This window comes from Dinoroseobacter shibae DFL 12 = DSM 16493, assembly GCF_000018145.1.
In the GTDB taxonomy this organism is placed as follows: domain Bacteria; phylum Pseudomonadota; class Alphaproteobacteria; order Rhodobacterales; family Rhodobacteraceae; genus Dinoroseobacter; species Dinoroseobacter shibae.
This window is the reverse complement of the sequence record NC_009956.1, coordinates 88,279-110,661: the sequence shown is the minus strand read 5'-3', so window position 1 is coordinate 110,661 and position 22,383 is coordinate 88,279. Positions and strand designations below refer to the sequence as shown.

The 22,383-nt window shown below is 60.1% G+C and carries 16 protein-coding genes and 1 riboswitch; of the genes, 6 read left to right on the top strand and 10 right to left on the bottom strand.

Annotated features, from left to right (window positions below; translation table 11 throughout):
• Positions 1-3: 3 nt before the first annotated feature.
• Both DSHI_RS19595 and DSHI_RS19590 read right to left on the bottom strand, forming a co-directional pair.
• The gene (locus DSHI_RS19595) at positions 4-621 is read right to left on the bottom strand and encodes an HdeD family acid-resistance protein (RefSeq protein WP_012187272.1); all 618 of its coding nucleotides are present in this window, start codon (positions 619-621) and stop codon (positions 4-6) included.
• Between the two features lie 245 nt (positions 622-866).
• Positions 867-2,441, bottom strand: coding sequence for a phospholipase D-like domain-containing protein (locus DSHI_RS19590; protein ID WP_012187271.1), 1,575 nt, complete (start codon positions 2,439-2,441; stop codon positions 867-869).
• 176 nt (positions 2,442-2,617) lie between these two features.
• On the opposite strand from DSHI_RS19590, the gene DSHI_RS19585 reads away from it, so the two are divergent.
• Together DSHI_RS19585 and DSHI_RS19580 are read left to right on the top strand one after the other, a co-directional pair.
• Entirely contained in the window at positions 2,618-4,027 is a 1,410-nt protein-coding gene (locus DSHI_RS19585; RefSeq protein WP_012187270.1) for an MATE family efflux transporter, read from the top strand.
• Positions 4,014-4,592 (top strand): YqaA family protein, encoded by a 579-nt coding sequence (locus DSHI_RS19580; RefSeq protein ID WP_012187269.1) that lies wholly within the window; start codon positions 4,014-4,016, stop codon positions 4,590-4,592. The genes DSHI_RS19585 and DSHI_RS19580 overlap by 14 nt, the downstream gene beginning before the upstream one ends.
• A gap of 98 nt (positions 4,593-4,690) precedes the next feature.
• Here DSHI_RS19580 and DSHI_RS19575 read toward each other — a convergent pair whose 3' ends face one another.
• The 4 genes from DSHI_RS19575 to DSHI_RS21970 all read right to left on the bottom strand — a co-directional run bounded on the left by DSHI_RS19575 (position 4,691) and on the right by DSHI_RS21970 (position 8,357).
• On the bottom strand, positions 4,691-5,401 hold the full coding sequence (locus tag DSHI_RS19575; RefSeq protein ID WP_012187268.1) for an IS6 family transposase: 711 nt from the start codon (positions 5,399-5,401) through the stop codon (positions 4,691-4,693).
• The gene (locus tag DSHI_RS19570; protein WP_012187267.1) at positions 5,353-5,820 is read right to left on the bottom strand and encodes a hypothetical protein; all 468 of its coding nucleotides are present in this window, start codon (positions 5,818-5,820) and stop codon (positions 5,353-5,355) included. The genes DSHI_RS19575 and DSHI_RS19570 overlap by 49 nt, the downstream gene beginning before the upstream one ends.
• Before the next feature lie 916 nt (positions 5,821-6,736).
• Positions 6,737-7,261, bottom strand: a complete 525-nt coding sequence (locus tag DSHI_RS21975; RefSeq protein ID WP_012187266.1) for a hypothetical protein — start codon at positions 7,259-7,261, stop codon at positions 6,737-6,739.
• Positions 7,262-7,544: 283 nt separating this feature from the next.
• A complete protein-coding gene (locus DSHI_RS21970; RefSeq protein ID WP_012187265.1) occupies positions 7,545-8,357 on the bottom strand; it encodes a hypothetical protein in 813 nt (270 codons plus the stop codon).
• 400 nt (positions 8,358-8,757) lie between these two features.
• Here DSHI_RS21970 and DSHI_RS19565 point away from each other — a divergent pair, with 400 nt between their 5' ends.
• A complete protein-coding gene (locus DSHI_RS19565; RefSeq protein ID WP_012187121.1) occupies positions 8,758-10,140 on the top strand; it encodes an IS1182 family transposase in 1,383 nt (460 codons plus the stop codon).
• A gap of 131 nt (positions 10,141-10,271) precedes the next feature.
• Here DSHI_RS19565 and DSHI_RS22440 read toward each other — a convergent pair whose 3' ends face one another.
• The 3 genes from DSHI_RS22440 to DSHI_RS19555 form a co-directional block, all read right to left on the bottom strand.
• Positions 10,272-10,493 carry a hypothetical protein gene (locus DSHI_RS22440; protein WP_157865441.1) on the bottom strand — a complete coding sequence of 74 codons (222 nt, stop codon included), beginning with the start codon at positions 10,491-10,493 and terminating at the stop codon, positions 10,272-10,274.
• A gap of 50 nt (positions 10,494-10,543) precedes the next feature.
• The gene (gene thiC / locus DSHI_RS19560) at positions 10,544-12,352 is read right to left on the bottom strand and encodes a phosphomethylpyrimidine synthase ThiC (protein ID WP_012187122.1); all 1,809 of its coding nucleotides are present in this window, start codon (positions 12,350-12,352) and stop codon (positions 10,544-10,546) included.
• A 101-nt stretch (positions 12,353-12,453) separates the two neighbouring features.
• Positions 12,454-12,576: riboswitch (TPP riboswitch) on the bottom strand.
• A 296-nt stretch (positions 12,577-12,872) separates the two neighbouring features.
• A complete protein-coding gene (locus tag DSHI_RS19555; RefSeq protein WP_012187123.1) occupies positions 12,873-13,472 on the bottom strand; it encodes a recombinase family protein in 600 nt (199 codons plus the stop codon).
• Positions 13,473-13,652: 180 nt separating this feature from the next.
• Here DSHI_RS19555 and DSHI_RS19550 point away from each other — a divergent pair, with 180 nt between their 5' ends.
• Genes DSHI_RS19550 through DSHI_RS19540 form a run of 3 tightly spaced genes read left to right on the top strand, consistent with a single transcriptional unit; the run spans position 13,653 to position 16,565 of the window.
• On the top strand, positions 13,653-15,104 hold the full coding sequence (locus DSHI_RS19550) for a Mu transposase C-terminal domain-containing protein (protein ID WP_229941942.1): 1,452 nt from the start codon (positions 13,653-13,655) through the stop codon (positions 15,102-15,104).
• Positions 15,101-15,925, top strand: a complete 825-nt coding sequence (locus DSHI_RS19545) for an AAA family ATPase (protein WP_012187125.1) — start codon at positions 15,101-15,103, stop codon at positions 15,923-15,925. The genes DSHI_RS19550 and DSHI_RS19545 overlap by 4 nt, the downstream gene beginning before the upstream one ends.
• Positions 15,926-15,980: 55 nt before the next feature.
• Positions 15,981-16,565, top strand: coding sequence for a sulfotransferase family protein (locus DSHI_RS19540; protein WP_012187264.1), 585 nt, complete (start codon positions 15,981-15,983; stop codon positions 16,563-16,565).
• A gap of 55 nt (positions 16,566-16,620) precedes the next feature.
• Here the strand turns inward: DSHI_RS19540 and DSHI_RS23020 are convergent, their stop codons facing one another.
• The gene (locus DSHI_RS23020) at positions 16,621-22,269 is read right to left on the bottom strand and encodes a calcium-binding protein (RefSeq protein WP_044029447.1); all 5,649 of its coding nucleotides are present in this window, start codon (positions 22,267-22,269) and stop codon (positions 16,621-16,623) included.
• Between the last annotated feature and the right edge of the window lie 114 nt (positions 22,270-22,383).

The window sequence follows — 22,383 nt, the reverse complement described above, 5'->3', positions numbered from 1 at the left end:
CCCTCAGCCCACCTCTTGCGGGTCGGCGGCGGTCCACCTGCCCGCGCGAACGGCATAGGCGATCAACAACGCCCCCCACAGCATCAGGTCCACGCCCAACACGACCCCCAGCACCCAGGTCGCGCTGAACGGCAGACCGAACCACAAGAGCAGCGCGACCGCAATGGACAGCACACCGGTGCCGATCATCCAGCCGCCCCCGTCGCGCACCATGCGCGCGCCGTAATAGACGCGCAGCACACCGCTCGCGGCAAACCACGCGATCACGAGCGTCGTGAGGGCGAAAATCCCCGCGATAGGCTGCAAAAAGATCATGATGCCGACGAGAATAGACAGCAGCGCCAAGGCAAAGGCAGCGGCCACGTGCCATCCTTCGTGACGGCGAAGCGCGGTAAACAATCCCGCGAGCCCGCTGGCGATAAGCGCCGCACCAGCCACGATTGCCGCCGTCAAGGTGCCCAGCAACGGCATGGCAATCGCAATGACCCCAGCAAGGATGGACACGCCGCCCACGATGTACAGAAGCCACCGGTTCGACCCGGCCTCGCGCCCGGCCACGAACGCCTTGCGTTCGGCGGCATTGGGCGTCTCGGTGGTGTGTTCGGTTGCACCATTGGACATGAGCAAGATCCCTCTCTGAATGAACAAGCGTCTCTTGGGCGAATGCCCAAACCGCCGCCCGGGTTCCAAAAGTGCCAGGTGTCCAGACTGACCGTTGGCCTGTTTGCTGATGAAATGGGGGGACACGCCTTAACGTGCAATCGCTCACCTGAACGGCGAAACAGGGGCGCGACCGATGCACGTGGGGGGCGGTCGCCGCGCTTGGACAGAAGAATTGTGGGAACACCAGCGTTCAGGACTGAGCGTCAGACGAGCGCATCCGGCACACCGGGCACCCATCGTCCAAACGCACGCGCCGGTTCAGGGTCATAGGGCACGAGAAAACCCTGCCGAGCCGAGGGCTTGGCTTGCAAATTGCGCATCGCTCGCTTGCGCCATTCCGAGACAGCAGTGTCAGGGGCGAGAAAAGCTTCGGGCGCATCCTCTCCATACCAATGGCTGAAGGTCCGCCTTTGCAGGTGGGCTACCATCTCGGGATCATCAAGCTCGAGCCCCGCCTCGGTATCCCAGGACAGGCTCCGCCCGTTGAGATTGGCCGAGGACACGATGGCCCGGGTGGTATCGAAGATCGCCAGCTTGGCATGCACGTAGATGATCGGCGATCCCGCAAGACAATCCCGCTTGCCGGTATCATAAGCCTCGGGCCGCACCGGCGCACAAAAGATGCAATCCTCGCCGAAGGCCTGCTGCACCCGGTCAAAGGCGCGTACCTGCTGAAACTCGCCGAACTTCGCATCGCTCGAGGTTGCGCCATCAAAAGCCACATCCTCCGGCGCCCCGGGCAGCACCACGATGAGGTCGAGCGATGGCGCCTCCCGCTTGCGCTTGGCCAGTGCGTCCGCAATGCGAATGTCGCGAAAGAACTGCGTTTCGAGATAAATCAGATCCTCCGACGATTCAATACGCGCCAGATGCGCTTCCAGCAGCGTATTGCGCACGGGTTTTGGTCCCAGAAACGGGGTCGTCACCCGGTGCCGCCGCGATACGGTCGTCAAAAGCTCGGTCGCCGGAGGCGGGTCCCCACGACCGGCGGTGACCTTCAGGAACTGTTCGACATGGCTCTGGGCTTCGCGGGCCAGCGCACCTCCCTCCACCATGAGCTGCACGTCGTGCCATGTCTCGTCGCGGCCGCGCTGATGATCGGGGTCGTCATAACGCCGCTCATCGAGGTCGAGCCCCCCGATATACACGGTCTTGCGGTCGAAGACGGCAAGCTTCTGGTGGTGCGTCACCGGCAACAGGTCCGCGGGCGGCCAACGCTTGGCACGGACAAACCCGTCGTCATCCTTCTCGACATGGCGCGCAAGACCCGGCAAATGCTCCAGCCGTCGGGCGCGCCGGTCGGGCGTATCCGCGTTCAGATCCTCGACCACCTCGGCCAGGCGGCGATAGACCCAAGGCCAGACAAGCACACGATGCGGGCGCCCCGCCCGGGCGGGATGCGCCGCACCCACCACGTCCAGACACGCCTGCGGGCCGGCGATTTCCGCCGCGGCCAGAAAGGCACGCATCGAATTCCATGTGTGATTGTGCAGGCGCGGGGCCATGATGGCATCGAAATCTGAGATCGCCATGTGGATCGCCACCCCACGGGACAGCGTGTGTTCGACCAGATCAAACCAGGTCTCGCCTATTGCCTTCGCGGCATCGCTGCGCAGTTTCGTGCGCAGGTCAAACACTCGAAAGCTCGCCCAGATCTCCGATGACGCTGCCAGAAAGGCACGTTCCAGCTCGGGAAATGCCTCGGCCGCCGTGATCAGCACCTGAATTCTGGCGTCGCTGTTCTCCGCCTGGTGCGAACGATCTTGTGACGTGAGCATTTGGTCGGTCCTTGGTCTTGATCATACGCGACGTTCCGATGATCAACCCCGCTGCGCCCAAAGGGTTCCGCCCAACGCGCGCCGGGCGGAACCAACCGCGGCTCCAGGTGTTTGTTGGTAATGACTTGCGTCGATAACCCCCCTTCCCCGAACCGCCCCGCCGCAAAGGCCACAGCATGAGCAGCCGCGACACCGACATGACCCAAGGGTCCGTGGGCGGCCTGCTCTGGCGCGTCAGTGCGCCAATGTCTCTCGGCATTCTGGGCGTCCTCATGGTGGGGCTCGCGGACGCCTTTTTTCTCGCGCGCGTGGGCGAGGTCGAACTGGCCGCTGTCGGCTTCGTCTATCCGGTCATCGTGGCCGTCAGCGCCTTTTCCATCGGGATGAGCGCGGGCGCGAACACCGTCCTGTCGCAAGCCATCGGCCGCACCGAAAGCGGCAACAGCCTGTCGTGCCGGGCCCTCCACGCGGTCGGTTTCGGCGCCCTGATCGGCCTCGGCGTCGGGTCCGCCCTCTGGCTGGTCGCGCCGGTCCTGTTCACGGCCCTCGGGGCCAGGGGCGAAGTACACGCGGCCATTCTGGCCTACCTGCCCTGGTGGGCCGCGAGCTTTCCGATCCTCGTGGTCACGATGATCCTGAACGCGGCGTTTCGCGCGGGGGGCGACGGGCTGACCCCATCGGCACTGATGGTTGCGACTGCGGTGGTCAACATCGCGATGACACCGCTCTTGGTGTTCGGCATCGGCACGATCGAGGGGCTGGGCATGGCCGGTGCCGGGATCGCGACCCTCGCGGCGCGCATGCTCGTTGGCGTTCTGGCACTGGGTATAGCCGTTCGGCGCGGCACGATCGCCTTCGGCGCGCACACCGCCAGGGGCTTCACCCGATCCGTGCGCGACATCGCCGCCATCGGCCTGCCCGCCGCCGCATCCCGGGCCGTCAATCCGGCGGGTATGGCGCTCGTGACGGCCGCCGCCGCGACACTGGGCGATGCGGCGGTCGCAGGCTTCGGCGCCGCTGCACGGGTGCAGGCCCTTTGCCTCGTGCCGTTCTTCGCACTGTCAACGGGCCTTGCGCCGATCATCGGCCAGGCCTGGGGCGCCGACATGCAGGGCCGCGCCCGCCATGCGCTGCGCCTTTCGGCAGGTTTCGCCTTGGGCTACGGCCTTTGCGCGGCAATAGTCCTCTGGATTCTGGCGGATCCTATCGCACAGCTGATGACCGACGACGGCACGGCCGCCTCCTATACCGCGCAATACCTGACCATCGTCGGGTGGAGCCTTGGGGGATACGGCCTGGTGGTGACGGTGAACGCGGCTCTGACCGCACGGTCGAAACCCGGATGGGCGCTAGGGCTCAGCCTGACGCGGATCGGCGTGATCTACGTGCCACTCGCATGGCTCGGTGCCCTCACCCTCGGCTTCACCGGCATCCTTCTGGCCGCGGTCGCGGCAAACGTCATCGCCGCATGGCTCGGGATGGTATTTGCCCAGGCCAACAGCCTCCTAGCTCTGCGCGCCTTGCCCATCCGCGCCCCCAGCGACCGGCTCGCACACCTCAGGAGGAACCGCCATGCCCGGGGATAAGCGCGAAGCCTGGACCAAACGTCTGGCCCGCCACCGGACCGGCCTTGCCGCCATGTCCTTTGCCGAGAGCACCGTGGTGCCGATCCCGTTGGAGACAATCGTCGCACCGCTCATGGTCGGCGAGCATCGTCATGCGACCACCATCGCGCTGGCGATCTGGCTCGGCTGCCTTGCCGGGGCGACGCTGTTCTTCGGCCTCGGCGTCTGGCTGGCAGAGCCTGTCGTCCTGCCGATCCTCGACTGGTTGGGGCTGAGATCCACGTTCGAAAGCATTCTGGACGATCTGGGGCGCGACGGTCTGTTCTGGACGATCTTTCTTGTGTCCTTCTCACCCGCCCCGATGCAGATCGCGACACTGGGGGCCGGGGCGGGCCATGGCAATTTCCTGATCTTCCTCGCCGCCATCGCCAGTTCGCGGGGGCTGCGCTATTTCGGACTCGCGGTCCTGGCCAAGTTGTTCGGCCCCAAGATCGCCGAATGGAACATCCCGACGGGCCGCCTCGTGCTGGGCGCCGTGATTATCGGCGGGACTATCTGGGGCACCCTGCAAATGCTCGGGCGTTGATCACTCATGGGCAGCCTCTTGTCTGCACCAGTTATAAAGAACCGGGACTGTTGCATTAATTTTGACAGGTTGATCTGCGCCTGCTAGATGCCGCCCGGTCATGCAACCACTGCGAACAGGCTGGCGATGAACGCGATCTCGCCTTTGACGCCGGGTTGTTTGTTGTGGATGTGGCCGCGTTTGATGGTTCGGATCGTTTCGCTGCCACTCAGGGTTGCCTTGGCGGTTCGCAAAGACCGAAAGCTCTGACGATACCCGAGCAGGCGCGTCATCGCCGCGTGATCGCTCTCGATCAGGTTGTTTCGCCATTTCCGGTCAGTGTGCCGGATGCTGTCGAAGTGCGGGTCATAGCGATGATTGATTTCCCGGATAACCCGCCGATAGGTGTGGGCTTTGTCAGTACAGATCGTGACTGGTCGATGCAGCCGGACCCGCTCGATGGCTTTGTTGAGGAAGGCCTTGGCCGCTTTCGCGTCCCGTCTGGCAGTCAGCCGGAAATTGACCATCTGACCGTTGGCATCCACCGCCCGCCAGAGGTAGCGCCATTTGCCGCCGACGCGGACGTAGGTTTCATCCACGTGCCAATCAACGCTGGTCCGGCGCAGATGCCGCTCGGTGCGCTTTGTAAGTTCCGGGCCAAACTTCTGGACCCAGCGATAAACCGTCGATCGATCAACAGTCACGCCGCGCTCGGCCAGCAGATCCACGACATCCTGGTAGGACAGGGGATAGCGCAGGTACCAGCGCACCACGCAAAGGATCATGTTTCGTGGGAAGCGATGGTGCTTGAATGGCGATTGGTGCGGCATGATGGTCCTCCAAAACGCCGAAACTCGCCAACCAAACCGAATAATGCAACAGTCCCTTCCAGAACGACCCCGACAGCAACCGCTCCGGCGAGGTCCAGCTTCTGCGCAGCCATGTACCGGATTCCAGCCGCAAGAATGAATGTGATGGCCAGAATGCCGGAATAGTTCTCCGTGAAGCTGAAGCTCCGGCTGAAGAGCTTGATGATCTGGACCAGAAGAACTGTGACCAGCGCCCAGAGACCAAGGAAGCGCGTGATCTTCGAATCCAGGATCGCGAGCGCCGTCGCCTTATGATCGCGCCCGTTGCCGCCGCCCTGTTTGTCAGGATTGCTGTCCGATTGCCTTTGCTCGGATGATGTCTTGCCGGTCTTCCGACCGTTGGGGCTCACATCGCTACTATCTGGATCGAACTCTGCCATCAATGCCCTGCGCTCCGAGTGTCTTAAACCTTCCTAACAGCTTAGATTGCGCTGGGGACTTGTCTTCGTTCGAGCACATCGGACATATGTAAGAGAGGTGGCAGGAGCGTGAGCGTGGGCAGGCGTCCGAGACGTAAACGGTCGCATCCGCTGTAGCTACAGCAAATTTCTAGGGAAACGATGTGCAAGCACAGGCGCCGACAACGTTCGACTTCTCGCCGTTGAACTGTCCATTTGAATTATATGTGCAAAGCTTTTCTGTCAGCATAAAGAAATTACACTCGGAACCATTCGGTATTACACCATTCGCCGGGCCATTCGTAGGGCAAGTCGAGTTGATCGCAGCGCTTGCAAGGGGCGCTGCATCGTCGCTTTCGTTCAGAGTCCCCTCACAGACGGCCCCTCTGGCTTCTAAAGCTTCAGGGGACATAGCGTCACCCTGAAGCTGTGCGCAACATCCCGATAACAAAAGGAAAGCACAAACGCTTTGTAAAGCCGGCCGACTAGCCCGAAAATCAAAGAAAATACTGAATCTTAGCTTTCGCACTTCGCGGTTACTTCCATCTCTATGGTCCAAACACCATCGTCGCAATCATTACTCAACTCCTTTACTTCTGTCACGCTGGGGAACGGACAAGATACGTTTTCCGCGCAAACTGCCTCTGTTTTCCTATTAATCTCACGTCTAAGAGCGCGAAACATTTTCTGTTGCTCGTCATCGGAGTAATTACCACAGTCCTCCACGCTCATTGAGTGCGATACGGAAACGGTAAAGCTTTCTCCACACTCAATGGTATCTTGCTCCTGGAGAAACTTGAGAAAAGCATTAGTATCTGTCATAAGTAACCTCGTCATTTTTCTTGAGTAGTTTTCCAAGCAAACAGCTCAGAGGGATATATCAGGAAGTCGCGGAACGCTATTCAAATGCTGGATCTCCTGAAAGAAGTAGATAAGGACCGACATTTTCTAGTCGCTCATTCAAATTGGGGGTCCATTCAAGCCCAGTCCCAGGGAAGTGCTTTGGATACTTCATGATACGTATTCTAAAGCGAGCAATGACAGCACGTATGATTGCCAAAAGGGGGGCAGTGAGAAATCCAGTTATCCACGAAATGAGATCGTTCGCCCACGAAGGCAGTCCAAGGAACCGAAGTCCAATTCCCGTTGTGAGAAGTCTGCCGTTTATGAAGACACCAGATGCTGGGAAGGTCGGAAAGGCTTGAACACCAAAATTCGGGATGGGGAATAGCTCGATTCCAACTCCGTAATCCTTCCACTGTCCAAACTTCTTGGGATCAATGTTGAAGTGCGATACTTTTAGTCCACCTCCGACGGCGACATCTGCCTCTAGTTGGACACCACCAGTAACAACCCCTGCTTTGGCATTTTCTACACGTAGCCACCATTCTGCTTCGGCTCTGATCAGACGATCAAGCTTCACACCGCATTTATCGCCCTCGCTTATACTAAGAAATTGTTTAGCTATGAGATCGAAAGGCCGGTCGTTGAAGAGTAGCTGAATATTCCGGTCGAAAGCCCGTACAGGTGCTTTGCTTGAGACCAGCGCTTCTTGTTTTGCGATCTCTTCGTAGCCCCTAGCTGTTTCATTGAGCCAGTTGACCGTAGGCGAAGCGTCTGGTGACCATAGCTTAAGTTCATCGTCGCTCAGTGCCCAAAACTCTTCTTCGGCCCGTTCGTGAAAATGCGCAACAAGGCTGGAGATTTCAGACTATAGAGCTGCCATGCCAGTCGGTTGCGCGGTAATGCGAGCGCCGACCACTAGATTGTCGTTGTGTATCGCCAAATAACCTGGCATCTATTGCGATGCCATCGGCTACCTCAATCGCTCGAGGCAACTCAAACTCAGCAATAAAATTTGCGATCTGTACAGCCAGAACCTGGTTGAGCAATAGGATAATCATTTTTTCCAGTTTAGCGCACCAGACGGGGTCGGATGGGTCGCCAAACGTAGCGGGTCGCTCAGGCTTCTGTTGAACTCCTAACGTTGATAATTTGGACGAAACTCTAGCGGCAATTGCTTCTTCAATGATCGCCATTCTTTGCGAGAAGCCTATTCGAACTGGTTCCATTGAGAGTTTGCCGTCATCTAGGCTGATGGCGGCCAGAGTAAGTAGGCTCCAATCAAAATCAACGGTTAGTAGAACATCATTACTCTTGCCATCAAATATCTTAACCTCAAAAATAACACTCTCGCATCCAAGAGAGACATTAGGTGGAGTTGTCAACACTTCATCGAGCTTCGTACTCTCAGGAACGCCCTTAATTTTAAGGTGTTGGAGCCAAAGGCGCTTGAAGCGGGCGCGCGATACTTGTCTGGAAAAATCAAAAGTTAGGGGCGTGTTCGCCTTGAAGGCAATCTCGATATCGTTGTCAAACTGAGTGAACCTTTGCTTGCCAGAATATAGGCTTGGATTAGCAGTGTGGTGACTAGTGGCAAATTTATTAAGGAAAGTTTCATTGATAGCGGCGGCTATATCAACCCCTTTGCTTTGCAAGTCATTGTAGTCAATGGACAATCTAGAGCTCCCTAGCAAAATATTAGATAACGGTGTGGTCCACAGAAGGTTAACGCACGTTAAAGTGGTGTGGCTAGATTTTTTTGAATGCCAAAAACGATCAGTTGCGCAACACTCCCCCGCCCCGCTGACATGCAGAGCGCCGCTGTCAGTGTGCGATCCCAACAAACAAACGGTCATCTACCGTAAAAGCAGCGCCCCCTGTGACCTTTACCACAATCTGGCGCAATTTCTTCAGCGGTAAGTGGCGTGCTGGGGGAGATATCTGGAAGAGAAGTAGAGCAGACGTTCGGGCGTGATGCCGCGAAAGTCTGGTCTGAGCCGATATTGTTGAAAAACTCTTCCTTGATCGACGCCCAATTGACTGATTCAATTCAGTTATTGAGCGGGAGAACTTACAATGATGGGGCCAAGGCAGGAAGCACAGGCGGCACTGTTTTACGAGTTTTCGCTGGAGGAGCATGTCCCGCAGGACCACCTTTTGAGATCGATTGATCGGCATCTCGATCTGAGCAGCATCCGGGGGCATTTGGCAGATTTCTATAGCCACACGGGGCGTCCATCTGTCGATCCTGAGCTGATGATCCGGATGCTGTTGGTCGGATACTGTTTTGGCATCCGGTCAGAGCGGCGGCTCTGCGAAGAGGTGCATCTGAACCTGGCATACAGATGGTTCTGCCGCCTTGAACTGACAGACCGCATCCCGGACCATTCGACATTTTCCAAGAACCGGCACGGCCGCTTCCGTGACAGTGACCTCTTGCGTCATGTGTTCGAGGCGACTGTTGCGCGCTGCATTGAAGAGGGTTTGGTCGGCGGCCAGGGCTTTGCGGTCGATGCCAGCCTGATCAGCGCGGATGTCCAGAAGCAGAACTCGAGCAATCCCGAAGGCTGGGCGGCCCGCGAGATTGATCCCACGGATGCGCCCCGCGCGGTGCGGGAGTATCTCGACACTTTGGACGATGAAGCCTTCGGTGCAGCGACAACAGCAAAACCCAAGTTCACCGCCCATGCCGATCCGGCCAGTCAATGGACGGCTGCGCGCAAAGGGCCTGCATTCTTTGCCTATTCTGACAACTACCTGATCGACACCGATCACGGGATTATCGTTGACGTGGACGCCAGCCGGTCGAACAAGACCGCCGAGGTCGGTGCCATGCGGAAGATGCTCGACCGGACCGAAGACCGGTTTGGCGTGAAGCCCGATTGGATCGCTGCTGACACCGCCTACGGATCGTCAGACAACCTGGTCTGGCTGGCACTCAAGCGCCAGATCCTCCCCTTCATCCCTGTCTTTGATAAAGGTGAACGGACCGACGGAACCTTCTCGCGGTCCGACTTCACGTGGGATGACGAGAACGATCGCTACATCTGCCCGAGTGGAAAGGAGATGCGCCACACATGGCGGACCTATTCCGATCCCGCGCGAAATGCACCAGCTTGGAAAGCCCGCAGATATCGGACGCGGAAGTCTGATTGCACGGGATGTGCGCTGAAGGCCAAATGCTGCCCCAACTCGGAGGTCCGTGCGATCCATCGCGAGAAATATGAGATCGTCCGAGACTTCGCCCGCCAATGCACCGCCTCAGAGTACAATCCAACTGCCCAGAGGCGGCGAAAGAAAGTAGAGATGCTCTTTGCCCACCTTAAACGCATCCTCGGCCTGGGCCGGCTCCGATTACGTGGCCCATGCGGCGTCCAAGACGAGTTTACCCTCGCAGCCACCGCCCAAAACCTTCGGAAACTAGCAAAACTCAAACCCATGGTGCCGGCCACAGAATGACAAGCGGCACCGTCTCAGATTGCCGAACAAAAATTAGGCCACAACCAACCCCAAAGTGCCAAATCGAAACGAGTTTTTCAACGGAATCAGCCCAGTGTAACCGGTGCTGCATCGACTACGAATGTCTGCTATCAACAGCAAGCCAAAAAACCTTCAACAACTGTTTGGGTTTTGAACGGGGTTTTTGGCGGCGTTGGACGAGGCGGTTTGCGCAGGTGCAAAAAACGAGCGTTTGTTGAGCGGCTAAACTCCCACTGGATACGGTGCATCACCTCTATATAATTCGCCGCCAACAGGACGCTGGCGGCGACGTGCATGACAATCTGGCTGGGGATGCGCTGCGCCAGCCGCATATTGGTGACAGGTCTTTCCGATATTACGCTTCCGGCGAACCTGTCACCCCTTATATTTCCTTTACCTTATCAAGAGGAACATAAAGATCACCGCCTTTGCGGAACTTCTCGGCCATTTTCGCCATGCCGTCCTTCTGCGCCTCGGCGCGGATATCGTGGCTGATCCGCATCGAGCAGAACTTCGGTCCGCACATGGAGCAGAAATGCGCGACCTTATGCGCCTCTTTCGGCAAGGTTTCGTCATGCATCGAGCGCGCGGTTTCGGGATCAAGCGAGAGGTTGAACTGATCCTCCCAGCGGAACTCGAACCGCGCGCGTGACAACGCGTCATCTCGGATCTGCGCTCCCGGATGCCCCTTGGCCAGATCGGCAGCATGAGCCGCAATCTTGTAGGTGATGACACCGATCTTCACATCGTCACGGTTAGGCAGACCTAGATGCTCTTTGGGAGTGACATAGCAAAGCATCGCCGTGCCGAACCAGCCTATCATCGCCGCACCAATACCGCTGGTAATGTGGTCATATCCCGGTGCGATATCCGTGGTAAGCGGCCCGAGCGTATAAAACGGCGCCTCGCCGCAGACCTCCAGCTGCTTGTCCATATTCTCCTTGATTTTGTGCATGGCTACATGGCCCGGTCCTTCGATCATCACCTGACAGTCATGCTTCCATGCGATCTGCGTCAGTTCGCCCAACGTCTCCAGTTCGGCGAATTGCGCCTCATCATTGGCGTCCGCGATAGAGCCGGGACGCAACCCATCCCCCAAAGAGAAGCTGACGTCATATGCCCGGGCAATTTCGCAGATCTCAGCGAAGTGCTCGTAAAGGAAACTTTCGCGGTGATGATGCAGGCACCATTTCGCCATGATCGAGCCGCCGCGCGATACAATCCCGGTCACCCGCTTTATCGTCATCGGGATCATATGCAGCCGCACGCCAGCATGAATGGTGAAGTAATCCACCCCCTGTTCAGCCTGTTCGATCAGCGTATCGCGGTACACCTCCCAGCTTAGGTCTTCGGCGATACCCTCGACCTTTTCCAGCGCCTGATAAAGCGGAACGGTGCCGATGGGTACGGCAGAATTGCGGATGATCCAGTCGCGGATGTTGTGAATATTGCGGCCCGTAGACAAGTCCATCACCGTATCCGCGCCCCAACGTGTGGCCCAGACCATCTTTTCCACCTCTTCCTCCATCGAGGAGGTGACGGCGGAGTTACCGATATTCGCGTTAATCTTGACCAGAAAATTACGCCCGATCCCCATCGGCTCGGCCTCGGGGTGGTTGATATTGGCGGGGATGATCGCACGGCCCCTGGCGACTTCTTCGCGCACGAAATCGGGAGTCACAAAATCGGGGATGGCCGCGCCCCAATCCTGGCCGTCACGTACCAGAGCCTCTTTCGCGGCCTTACGGCCAAGGTTCTCGCGGATGGCGACAAATTCCATCTCGGGTGTTATAATCCCGGCGCGGGCATAGGCCATCTGCGTGACCGCGCGTCCTGCCTTGGCTTGCAACGGCTTGTGGCGGACCGGGAATTCGGGCACCAGCCGGGCACCCTCAGCAAAGCCATTATCCTCGGGACGCACATGGCGACCCTCATAAAGCTCGATATCGTTGCGTGCGGCGATCCAGTCTGCCCGCAGGCGCGGCAGGCCACCGTTGATAGCGATTTTAGCGCTGGGATCAGTATAGGGGCCAGAGCTGTCATAGACCGTAACCGGCGGTTCGCCAGCCGAAGGGTGAAGATCAATCTCGCGCATAGGGACGCGAATTTGGGGATGCAGCGTTCCGGGCTGATAAACGCGCCGGGATGCCGGTAAGGGTCCAGTAGTAACGGTTGGTGTCAGATCTTTCATGAGTCAGTATCTCCGTGCTCATAGCAATGAGATCCAGCTCCGCCGTACTGAATGGAGAATAGCCACGCGATAAACGCCTGTAAAAAACAGGCAGGGCAATGCCGCACAGCCGAACACCATCCCTACGCCAGTATGAACTGGATCAGGTTCGTCGGGTCACTGCGCTATGCGTTGCCGCACCATCAGTTTCTCAGCCCCTTGTCGGGACCCCCCGGGTGAGAAAGGACTACGTTGTGCGCCAAGGGGGGCTTTGTCAACTGCTGTTCCCGTGGCGGTCTGACGGACCAGTTTTATCAGGCCTCAGGGGGTTTAAATGTAGCCAGAAATTAATGTCATCCGTAAGGGTGTGATTCAATATCAATATGGTAGCCGCTCACTTTTACCGGAAGTGAAGCAGCACAGCTCGTTCAAAAACCACCATTTGTTGAACGGTTTGCTGAACCAGACATTGGTGCGCCTGCAGCGAACGGCAAAAAAGTCCCGCGTTGTGTGAGTTCATGTGCAGCGCAGCGATCGGCAGCTATACCGCAGCCGAAGACGCATCGGCGCTCGGTGTCCGCTGCAAGACCCGATAGACGGTGGGCCTCGATACGTCGAACAGCTCTGCCAGATCGCTGATCGAGTAGTCACCCGTGTCATACATGCGGCGCAATTCTGCCTGACGACGATCCGATAGTTTTGGCTTTTTGCCCTTCAGTCGTCCCTTGGCGCGGGCGATGGCCATACCTTCCTTGGTGCGCATCCTGATCAGATCAGCCTCGAATTCGGCAAATGTGGCGAGGATGTTGAAGAACATCTTACCCATCGGATCGGTCGGGTCATGGACCGATGCGCCCAATGCCAGTTTCACCCCGCGCTTTTCCAGTTCATCAGCGATAGCCCGGGCGTCGGGAACCGACCGCGCCAGCCGGTCCAGTTTCGGCACGACAAGCGTGTCCCCTTCGCGGACTGCTGCGAGTGCCTGGGCCAGACCTGGCCGCTCCCGGTTCGTGCCGGTCAGGCCGTGATCGGTGTAGATCCGGTCTTCCGCGACATCGAGAGCGAGGAGCGCTGTCCGTTGCGCTGCGAGATCCTGTTTGTCGGTCGAGCAGCGGGCATAACCGACGCGGGTTTTGGTCATGATACATCCTTGGGCCAGAATTGGCCGAGCTTCGTCTTGATCGTGATCGTATGTAACGCAAAAGGCCCCTCCAATGATACTATAACCGGACCAGTCAAATGAGAATCGTTTTCCGTTGCAAACACTGGGAGCAGTTCGTTGATAATCCGGCGTCCGGTCACCGATCCCCTTACGGACAGTCTGACTGCGCTGCCCGAAGACCGACGCGCCGAGGCGTTGCGCCGGTTCAACATACTGCGCCAGCACCTGATCGACGAAGTCCCCCTGACGGAAGTTGCCCGTGTCAGTGGTATCCCACTGCGCACGCTGCAAAGGTGGACGTCCCGATATCAGCGCTTTGGGCTTGCCGGACTTGCAAGAGCACCGCGATCTGATGCCGGGCAACGGCGGCTATCATCTGAACTGGTCGAGCTGATTGAAGGGCTGGCCTTACACAAACCCCGTCTCTCTACCGCCGCAATCCACCGGCGCATCATCCCGATTGTAAAATCGCGTGACTGGCCTGTCCCTTCTTATGCCACGATACATTCAATCGTGAATAGTCTTGATCCCGCGCTTGTCACGCTCGCTCATGATGGCGCAGCCGCCTATCGTGACCGGTTCGAAATGATTCATCGTCATCGGGCCGAAAGGCCGAATGCTGTCTGGCAGACAGACCACACACAACTCGATCTAATCATCTTGGATACCAATGGTGCGCCGGTGCGGCCGTGGCTTACCATCGTGCTTGATGATCATTCCCGTGCAGTGGCTGGGTACGCCGTCTTTGTCGGCGCACCTTCTGCTATCCAGACCGCTCTTGCCCTGCGGCAAGCTATCTGGCGAAAGGATACGCCTTCCTGGCCGATTTGTGGCCTGCCGGATGTTTTATACACCGATCACGGCAGCGACTTCACCAGCAAGCACCTTGAGCAGGTCGCAGCTGACCTGCGCATTGAGCTTGTGTTTTCCACGGTTGGCCGGCCACAGGGGCGTGGCAAGATCGAGCGGTTTTTCGGTACCATCAACACTGAGCTGTTGCCTGAGTTACCGGGGGCTTTGTCGAACGGAAAACCAGCCTCCCCGCCACGCCTGTCGCTCGGCGAGTTGGAGGTTGCCGTAAAGACTTTCGTCACCGCAGTGTACAACGCGCGCAAGCATAGCGAAATCGATGTGCCACCTAATGAGGCTTGGCGGGGTGACGGCTGGCTACCTCGTATGCCGAACAGTCTGGAACAGCTCGATCTGCTACTGGTAATGGCCTTAAAAACCCGGCAGGTCCGCCGTGACGGCATTCGGTTTCAGGGCTTGCTCTACACCGATCCCACACTTGCAGCCTATGTCGGCAAAACGGTCAACATCCGCTATGACCCGCGCGACATTACCGAACTGCGCGTGTTCCACCGCGACCGGTTTTTGTGCCGCGCTGTCAGCGCCCATCATGCGCATCACACAATATCACTCAAGGATATCCAACAGGCCCGCACCGCCAGGCGGAAGGCTTTGCGCAACGAGATCACGGTAAAATCCAGACAGATCACCGAGTTTCTTCCCAAACCTGCGCCACCTCCAAGTCGTGAAAAGCAAAATCCCGTATCGCCTGACGCCCCGCGCCAAAAGCTGGTCCTGTATAAAACGGACAAGACGCCATGAGCCGCCAGACTCGCCGGACCGGTACTTTCCTCGTCACCCGCGAACATAAGCGGTTTGTCGAATTCGCGAACGCTGTGCGCCGCAACGCAACCATCGGCTTGTGTCATGGTCGGGCGGGCGTTGGCAAAACCTTGTCAGCCCGCCGCTATGCCAATTGGGACCTGATCGAACCGCTGATAACGACATGGGGTAGGCGTGAAGACTCGGACAAGAAAGTGTATGCAGCCTCGTCCCGCGCCCGTACCTTGTTCTATACACCGCCGGTGGGCGGCAGTATCTCGGCGCTGCGCAAGGACATTCAACCATTTATCATGCGACTATGCGTTTGCATTGACAGCTACGGGAACCCCAAGTGGGCGGAGCGACCTCTAACACCGCTTGGCCTGATAGAGTTGGTAATCATTGACGAAGCCGAACGCCTTACCATGACCGGCCTGGAGTTCCTGCGCGACCAGTTCGATCGCAGTGACGCTGGGCTGATCCTGATCGGTATGCCCGGCATTGAAAAACGGATGTCGCAATACCCGCAACTCTACAGCCGAATAGGTTTTGTGCATGAATACCCACCGCTTTCGAAGGATGAGATGCAATTCGTTTTGCAGCGGCAATGGAGGAAATGGGGCTTTGGCCAGGATGATGCAGATTTCACCGACGACCGTGTTGCTGCTGCCATCATCCGACTGACAGCTGGCAACTTCCGTCTTTTGCAACGCCTGTTCATGCAGATCGAACGCATCGCCCGCATCAACGAAATGGCCGCAATCACCGAAGATGTGGTAGAGGCCGCCGCTCAGACCCTCGTCATCGGAAACGCCAATTAACGCTCAAAAAAGACCGCCAAGTAGCGATCAAGTTCACAGCTACCGCAACCAAAAGGTGATCTGCGACATCACCCCGGCCTACGGGGTGCTCAACACGATCATCTACAAGGAGATGCAGCGCGTGGCCCCGGCGAAGTTCCTGTTCCTGATGCGCGACCCGGTGGACCGCCTGTGGTCCCAAGTGCGCATGGGCGTGGCCGCCCGGGCCAAGGCGCCAGAGGATCCCGCCGACTTCGAGGCGGCCTGTCTGGCCTGGGTGCGCGAGCGGCACCGCACCGACAAGATCGAGAATATCCACCGGGCCGATTACGCCCGCACCCTGGAGAAGCTCGAGAATGCCCTGCCGGTCGAGACCCGCGACACCCAGCTTCTGACGCTGTTTTTCGAGGATCTGTTCTGCCAGGCCAGCGCCGACCGGATCTGTGCCTTCCTGGGGATCGCGCCGGTGACGGCCGCGCCGGACAAGGTGGCCAATCCCGGTCGGCCCTTGCGCCTGCCCGAAGAGGCCGAGGCCCGGCTCTATGACGGGCTGCGGGCGCAATATGCCTTTGCCGAGGCCCGGTTCGGGCGCGCGGGCCTGCCGGCGGTGTGGCGCGACCGGATGGCTCGGCTGGAGTGCGTCCCCCCGCCGCGCCGCTGATCGCCGCGGTAGGGCAGGGGCTAAGGCCCTTGCAAGGGCCTTAGCCCTGTGGCGCTCAGATCACCTCGATCAGGCCTTCGAGCTGGGTGAGGTTAGTCACCCCCTGCAGGTCGATCCGGTTGGCCGCGTCGAACACGATCTGGGTCGAGGGCCCGATCGCTTCGGCGAACTGGTCGAGCACTTGCGCGCCGGTGAGCCCGGCGATGCCGAGCGCATCCCCGTCGATCTCGATCCGGTCCACGATCAGCGACATGTCGGTGATCGTGTCCACCCCGCCCTCGAAGACGAACACATCCGCGCCGGAGCCGCCCACGAGGATATCATTGCCCGCCCCGCCACTGAGCCGGTCACCGCCCTGACCGCCGCGCAGCTCGTCATCTCCGACCCCGCCGATCAGCGTATCGGCCCCGGTTTCACCGCGCAGGATATCGTCGCCATCGCCCCCCCGCAGCGTATCGGCCCCCTGGCCGCCAAAGAGCGCGTCCATACCGGCGCCCCCTTCGAGCAGATCATTGCCGGCATTGCCCAGAAGCGTGTCGTCCCCATCCTCGCCGAAAAGCGCGTCGAAGCCTTCGGAGGCCACGATCTCGTCGTTGCCCACCCCGCCGCGGAGGGTATCGGCTCCGATGCCGCCCTCGATCCGGTCGTCGCCAGCGCCGCCCTCGATCGTGTCATTACCGGCATTGCCCCTGAGCAGGTCATCTCCGGCATCGCCGAAGATTTCGTCGAAGCCCTCGGCGCCCGAGATGTCGTCGTCGTCATCGCCGCCATGGAGCATGTCGCGCCCGATGCCGCCCTCGATCCGGTCGGCCCCGGCGCCGCCGGCGATGAAGTCGTTGCCGGCATTGCCCTTGAGCAGGTCATCGCCAGCGCCGCCATCGACCTCGTCGAACCCGTCCCCGGCGATGATCGTATCATTGCCGCCATCCCCGTTCAGGACATCGGACCCGACCCCGCCATTGATGGTGTCATTGCCGGCCCCGCCATCGATCAGATCGAAACCGCCGCGGGCGTTGATGTCATCATCCCCGTCGCCCCCGTTGACCTGATCGCGCGCAGTGCTGCCCTGGATCGTGTCGTCATGGTGCGAGGCAAAGATGCTCTCGATGTTCAGCAGCGTATCGGTGCCGTCGGCCCCGGTCACCGATCCGTTTTGCAGGTTGATCTGCACCGCGCCGGAGGCATTGAGGTAATAGACCTCGTCGAACCCGCCGCGCCCGTCGATCACGTCGTTGCCGCCATAGCCCTGGAAACCTTCGTACTCGGCCCGGTCGGTGCCGGTGATCACGTCATCGTCCTGGCTGCCGCCGAAGACATCGGCGAAGGTGAAGCTGTCGTTGACCAGCCCGGCGGTGCCGCTGACCACGGTGCCGGAGCCGTTGACCCCCACGGTGATGGTGAGCCCGCTCACGCCCGAGACGTCGAAATAGGCCAGGTTGATGCCGCCACCCTGGGCATAGAGCGTGGCCGAGCCCAGCACCGTGTCCGACCCGAGACCCGGCCGGATGCGATCGCCGAAGCCCTCGGAGGCGAGATCCCCGGCGGAGGCGTCGATCACGTCGTCGCCCGCGCCCGCATTGACCGTGTCGCGGCCAAGTCCGGTGGTGATGTCGTCCGCGCCACCGCCGGTGGTGATGATGTTGGCCGCGTCCGAGCCGATGACGGTCGCGTCCCAGTCCCCGGTCAGGGTGAAGTTCTCGGTCCCCACCAGGGTATCGGCCGCGCCGGGGCCTTCGCCCGCGATGGTCTGCGAGCCCGCCAGCGGGTCGAGATCCACGGTGATCTGGTCCGGCCCGAGGCCGGTGACATCGGTGACCAGCGTATCGGACCCTTCGCCGCCATCGATCTCGTCGGTGCCGAGCCCGGCGTGGATCTCGTCATCGCCATCGCCGCCCCTGAGGACATCGTCCGCGTCCGTGCCGATCAGGAGGTCGTCGCCATCCTCGCCGTCGAAGCGGACCCCGGTGCTGCCTGTGGCCTCCATGACATCGTCGCTTTGCGAGCCGACGATCTCATCGATATCGGTGAAGGTGTCGAGATTGCCCCAGCTGTCCTCGACCGTGCCGGCGCCATCGGCGAAAGTTGCGATGATTCCACCCGCGCCGCCATAGGCCTCGTCCGTGTCGTAGAATAGCACGTCGAAGCCGCCGCCACCGTCAAAGTCATCCGCACCGTCAAGACCGACCCAGCCCTCGAAATCGGCATTGTTCGAGCCGGTGAAGGTGTCGCCGTCCCGGGAGCCTTCGAAGTAATGGGCGAAGGTGAAGGTATCATCCACCTGGCCCGGCGTGCCGCTGACCGTGGTGCCGGTGCCGTTTGCGCCCACGGTGATCGTGACCCCGCCGATGCCCGCGAGGTCCGCGTAGGAGATGTCGATCCCTTCGCCCGCGGCGAAGAGGGCCGCATGGCCGATGATCGTGTTCGAGCCCAGACCCGCGCGGATATAATCCCCGAAGCCCTGGGTGCTCGCGGCGCCCGTGGAGGCGTCGAGCGTGTCGTCGCCATCGCCGCCGGCCAGGAAATCGCGCCCGTCGCCGCCGATCAGGGTGTCGTTGCCGTCATTTCCGATCAGCTCGTCATCGCCGCCATTGCCGGTGATCTCGTCATTGCCGTCACCGCCATTGAAGATCTCGCGCTCATTGGTGCCGGTGAGCCGCGTCTCGAGGTCGCCCTCGACCAGGATCTCTTCCACATCCGCGACGAAATCCGAGTTGAACGGGTTGCCAAAGACCCCGGCATAGCCGGTGATCAGGTTCAGCTCGTAGATGAAATCGCCCGGGTTGAACCCGGTCAGGTCGACGAAATAGGTGTCCCAGCCTTCGCCACCATCCACCGTGGCCACGCCCGAGCCGCCAATGTCGATGAAATCGTCCCCGTCGCCCCCATTGATCACGTCGTTGCCGCCGCCGCCATTTAGGTAGTCGTCGCCGTCGCCGCCTTCGAGCGTGTCGTCGCCCGCCTCGCCATAGAGCTCGTCATCGCCCGCGTCGCCATAGAGGCCGTCATTGCCCTCGCCGCCAAACAGCAGGTCGTTGCCATCCCCGCCATTGAGCGTGTCGTCCCCATCGCCGCCATCAAGCTCGTCATCGCCGCCATTGCCCTCGAGCAGATCATTGCCGGCGTCGGATTCGAGGAAGTTGTCCCCGTCATCCCCGATCAGGGTCATGTTGAAATTGCCCTCGAGTGAGACCGCCTCGATATTCTCCAGGATGTCGAATAGGGCGGGATCCTCGGAAGGATCAAAGAACTTGCCTTCTGTCAGGTCGACCACCGGGGTCCAGGAGAAATCCTCGAAGTCCTGCCCGATGTCCCGGAAGAACAGGTCCCAACCCGCGCCACCATTGAGGTAGTCAAAGCCGCGCCCGTCGCTGAGCTGGTCGTCGCCTGCGCCCGCGAGGATCGTGTCGTTGCCTGCGTCGCCCTCGAGCCGATCCTCGCCCAGCCTGCCCTTGAGGAAGTCGTCGCCGTCCTCGCCCTCGAGCCGCGCGCCTACATTGCTGGTGGCCAGTACGTCGTTGAAGTCCGAGCCGCGGACGCGGTCGATCTCACCGTCATCGGTGATGATCGTGTCCTCGTCGCCGAAGCCGTCGATGGCGAAGTTTGCCGCCAGGTCCACATAGACCCCGTGGAGCGCGCCGAAATCGTCGTCCTCCCGGTAGCGCAGGGTCTCGTAGGCCGCCCCGGCGAAGAACACGTCCTCGCCCGCCAGGCCCACATACTGGATGAAGTCCTGGAAATCCGAGCCGACAAAGACGTCCTCGTCCATGGTACCGATGACCCGGTCGATGCTGACAACCGTGTCGGTATCGCCAAAGGTGTCGACGATCAGCCCGGTACCCATATCGGCGAAGATGCCTGCCTCGCCGGTCTCGTTGGCGTAGATCAGCGTGTCGAAATCCTCGTCGTCCTCGGTCTCGCCCGGGCCGCCATCGATGAAATCATTGCCCGCGCCGCCAATGAAGATGTCGTCGCCCCCCTCGCCGTGGAAGATGTTGTCGGTCTCGTCCCCAACAAAGATATCCTGGAACCGGGTGCCGCCGACAAACTCGATCCCCTCGAACATGTCGAACCCGTCCCAGGGATCGGTGGCCGTGCCGTTGCCGCCGCCAGTGAACTCGACAAAAATGCCCCGGAAGGCAGGGCCTGCCGCATCATCGTCGTCCTCGGCCTGTTCGCCGTAATCGAGGAAATCGAACGGGTTGGAGGACCCGATGAACATATCGTTGCCGGACCCGGCGATGAAGGTCGTCGCGGTCAGGCCGGACTGGGCGGCGACCACCTTGTCGTCCCCGGCCAGGTCATAAGCGAAGGTCAGCCCGTCGGCATTGTCGCCCAGATAGGCCACGTCGTGGAACTGGCTGAGTTCGAAGGCCTCGATGTCGGTCAACCCGTCGACGCCCTCGAACCCGCCGAAGCCTTTGAGAACCTGGAAGGGGCCGACCTCGGCCTCCTCCCCGTTCCAGTCATCGATCACCGTGGCTCCGGTGTTGTTGACAAAGACCGGGCCACTGCCCTCGTAGTTCATGACGTCGAAGCCGGTCCCGCCATCGATGAGGTCGAAGCCGAAGCTGACGTTGATGAAGTCGTCGCCCGCCAGCGCCCGGATATCGTCGTCGAGATCTGTGCCGAAGATGTCCTCGCCCGGGGGCAGGTCGGAATTGTCGTCGCCTTCCGTGCCGAGGATGATGTTGCCGGGCGCATCGGCCACCACCACCCCGAAGAGATCCGCCAGCGCGATGTCGGTCTCCGGCGCGAAGGGGCCGGAAGAGGGGACATCGACCGCGGTGACACTGTCGTCGAAATCCTCCCAGTCCTGAACGGTCTGGAAGTCGGGCAGGGGGTGCCCGTCCAGGTAGAAGATATAGTCGAAACTCACGAAGAAATTGTCCGGATCGAAGCCGAACAGGGCAAGCACCGTGGTCTCGCGGGTGACGTTGCCCGCGTCCTGCCAGGTGACGTCGAGAAACAGCTCTCCGGCGATCTCGATATCGGGATTTCCATTGAAGATGGCACCGAGGATCTGACCGCTGTCGAGGGTCAAGATGAACGGTGTGTCCGGATCGCCGGTTTCCTCGACCGTGTAGCTGAAGACCGCATCCTCGGGGGCGGTGAACACCACCTCGGCGGGGATCACATCGTCGGCCTCGCCGAAACCGACATTATCGTCATAGACGATCATGGTGCCTTGCAGGGTAAAGGTCTTGGTAGGGCCGAGCAGGCTCGGCAGGTCCTCGATCACGATATCGGCGCCGGGCGCGAAGGGTCCCGACGTGGGGGGTGCGATGCTGAGGATGGTGTCGTCGAAAGCCTCCCAGTCCTGCACGGTCCGCAACTCGGGCAGGGGGGCACCGCCCAGGTAGAAGATGTAATCGGTGTCCACCCCGAATTCCGGGCTGTCCTCGACATAGAGAACCAGAACCGTTGTCTCTCGGGTTATGGGCCCATCCCGCCAGCGCAGGTTCAGGATGAACTCCTCCTCGCTGTCCAGCGGCTCCCCGGACAGCCGGGCGCCGATGATCTCACTGGTGTCCAGAACGGCCCGGGGCGGTGCACCCGGCTCGGGCGGCGTGCCCAGCTCGTAGCTGAACGTCGCCCCGTCCGACCCGGTGAGTTGCAGGATGGCGCTGCCAAGATTGATCGGAAGATCAGAGCCCACGAAAGCGTCATAGGTCACGGCAATGCCGCGCACATTATAGGTTGTCATGGGAATCTCCTTCTGGGGAATCTCGAATACAGGCACCACACAAGATCATGTGCCGAGAGAATAAAGAAATTACTGAATTGCGGTCAAATGAGTCCCGGAGACAGGGCAGAGCGG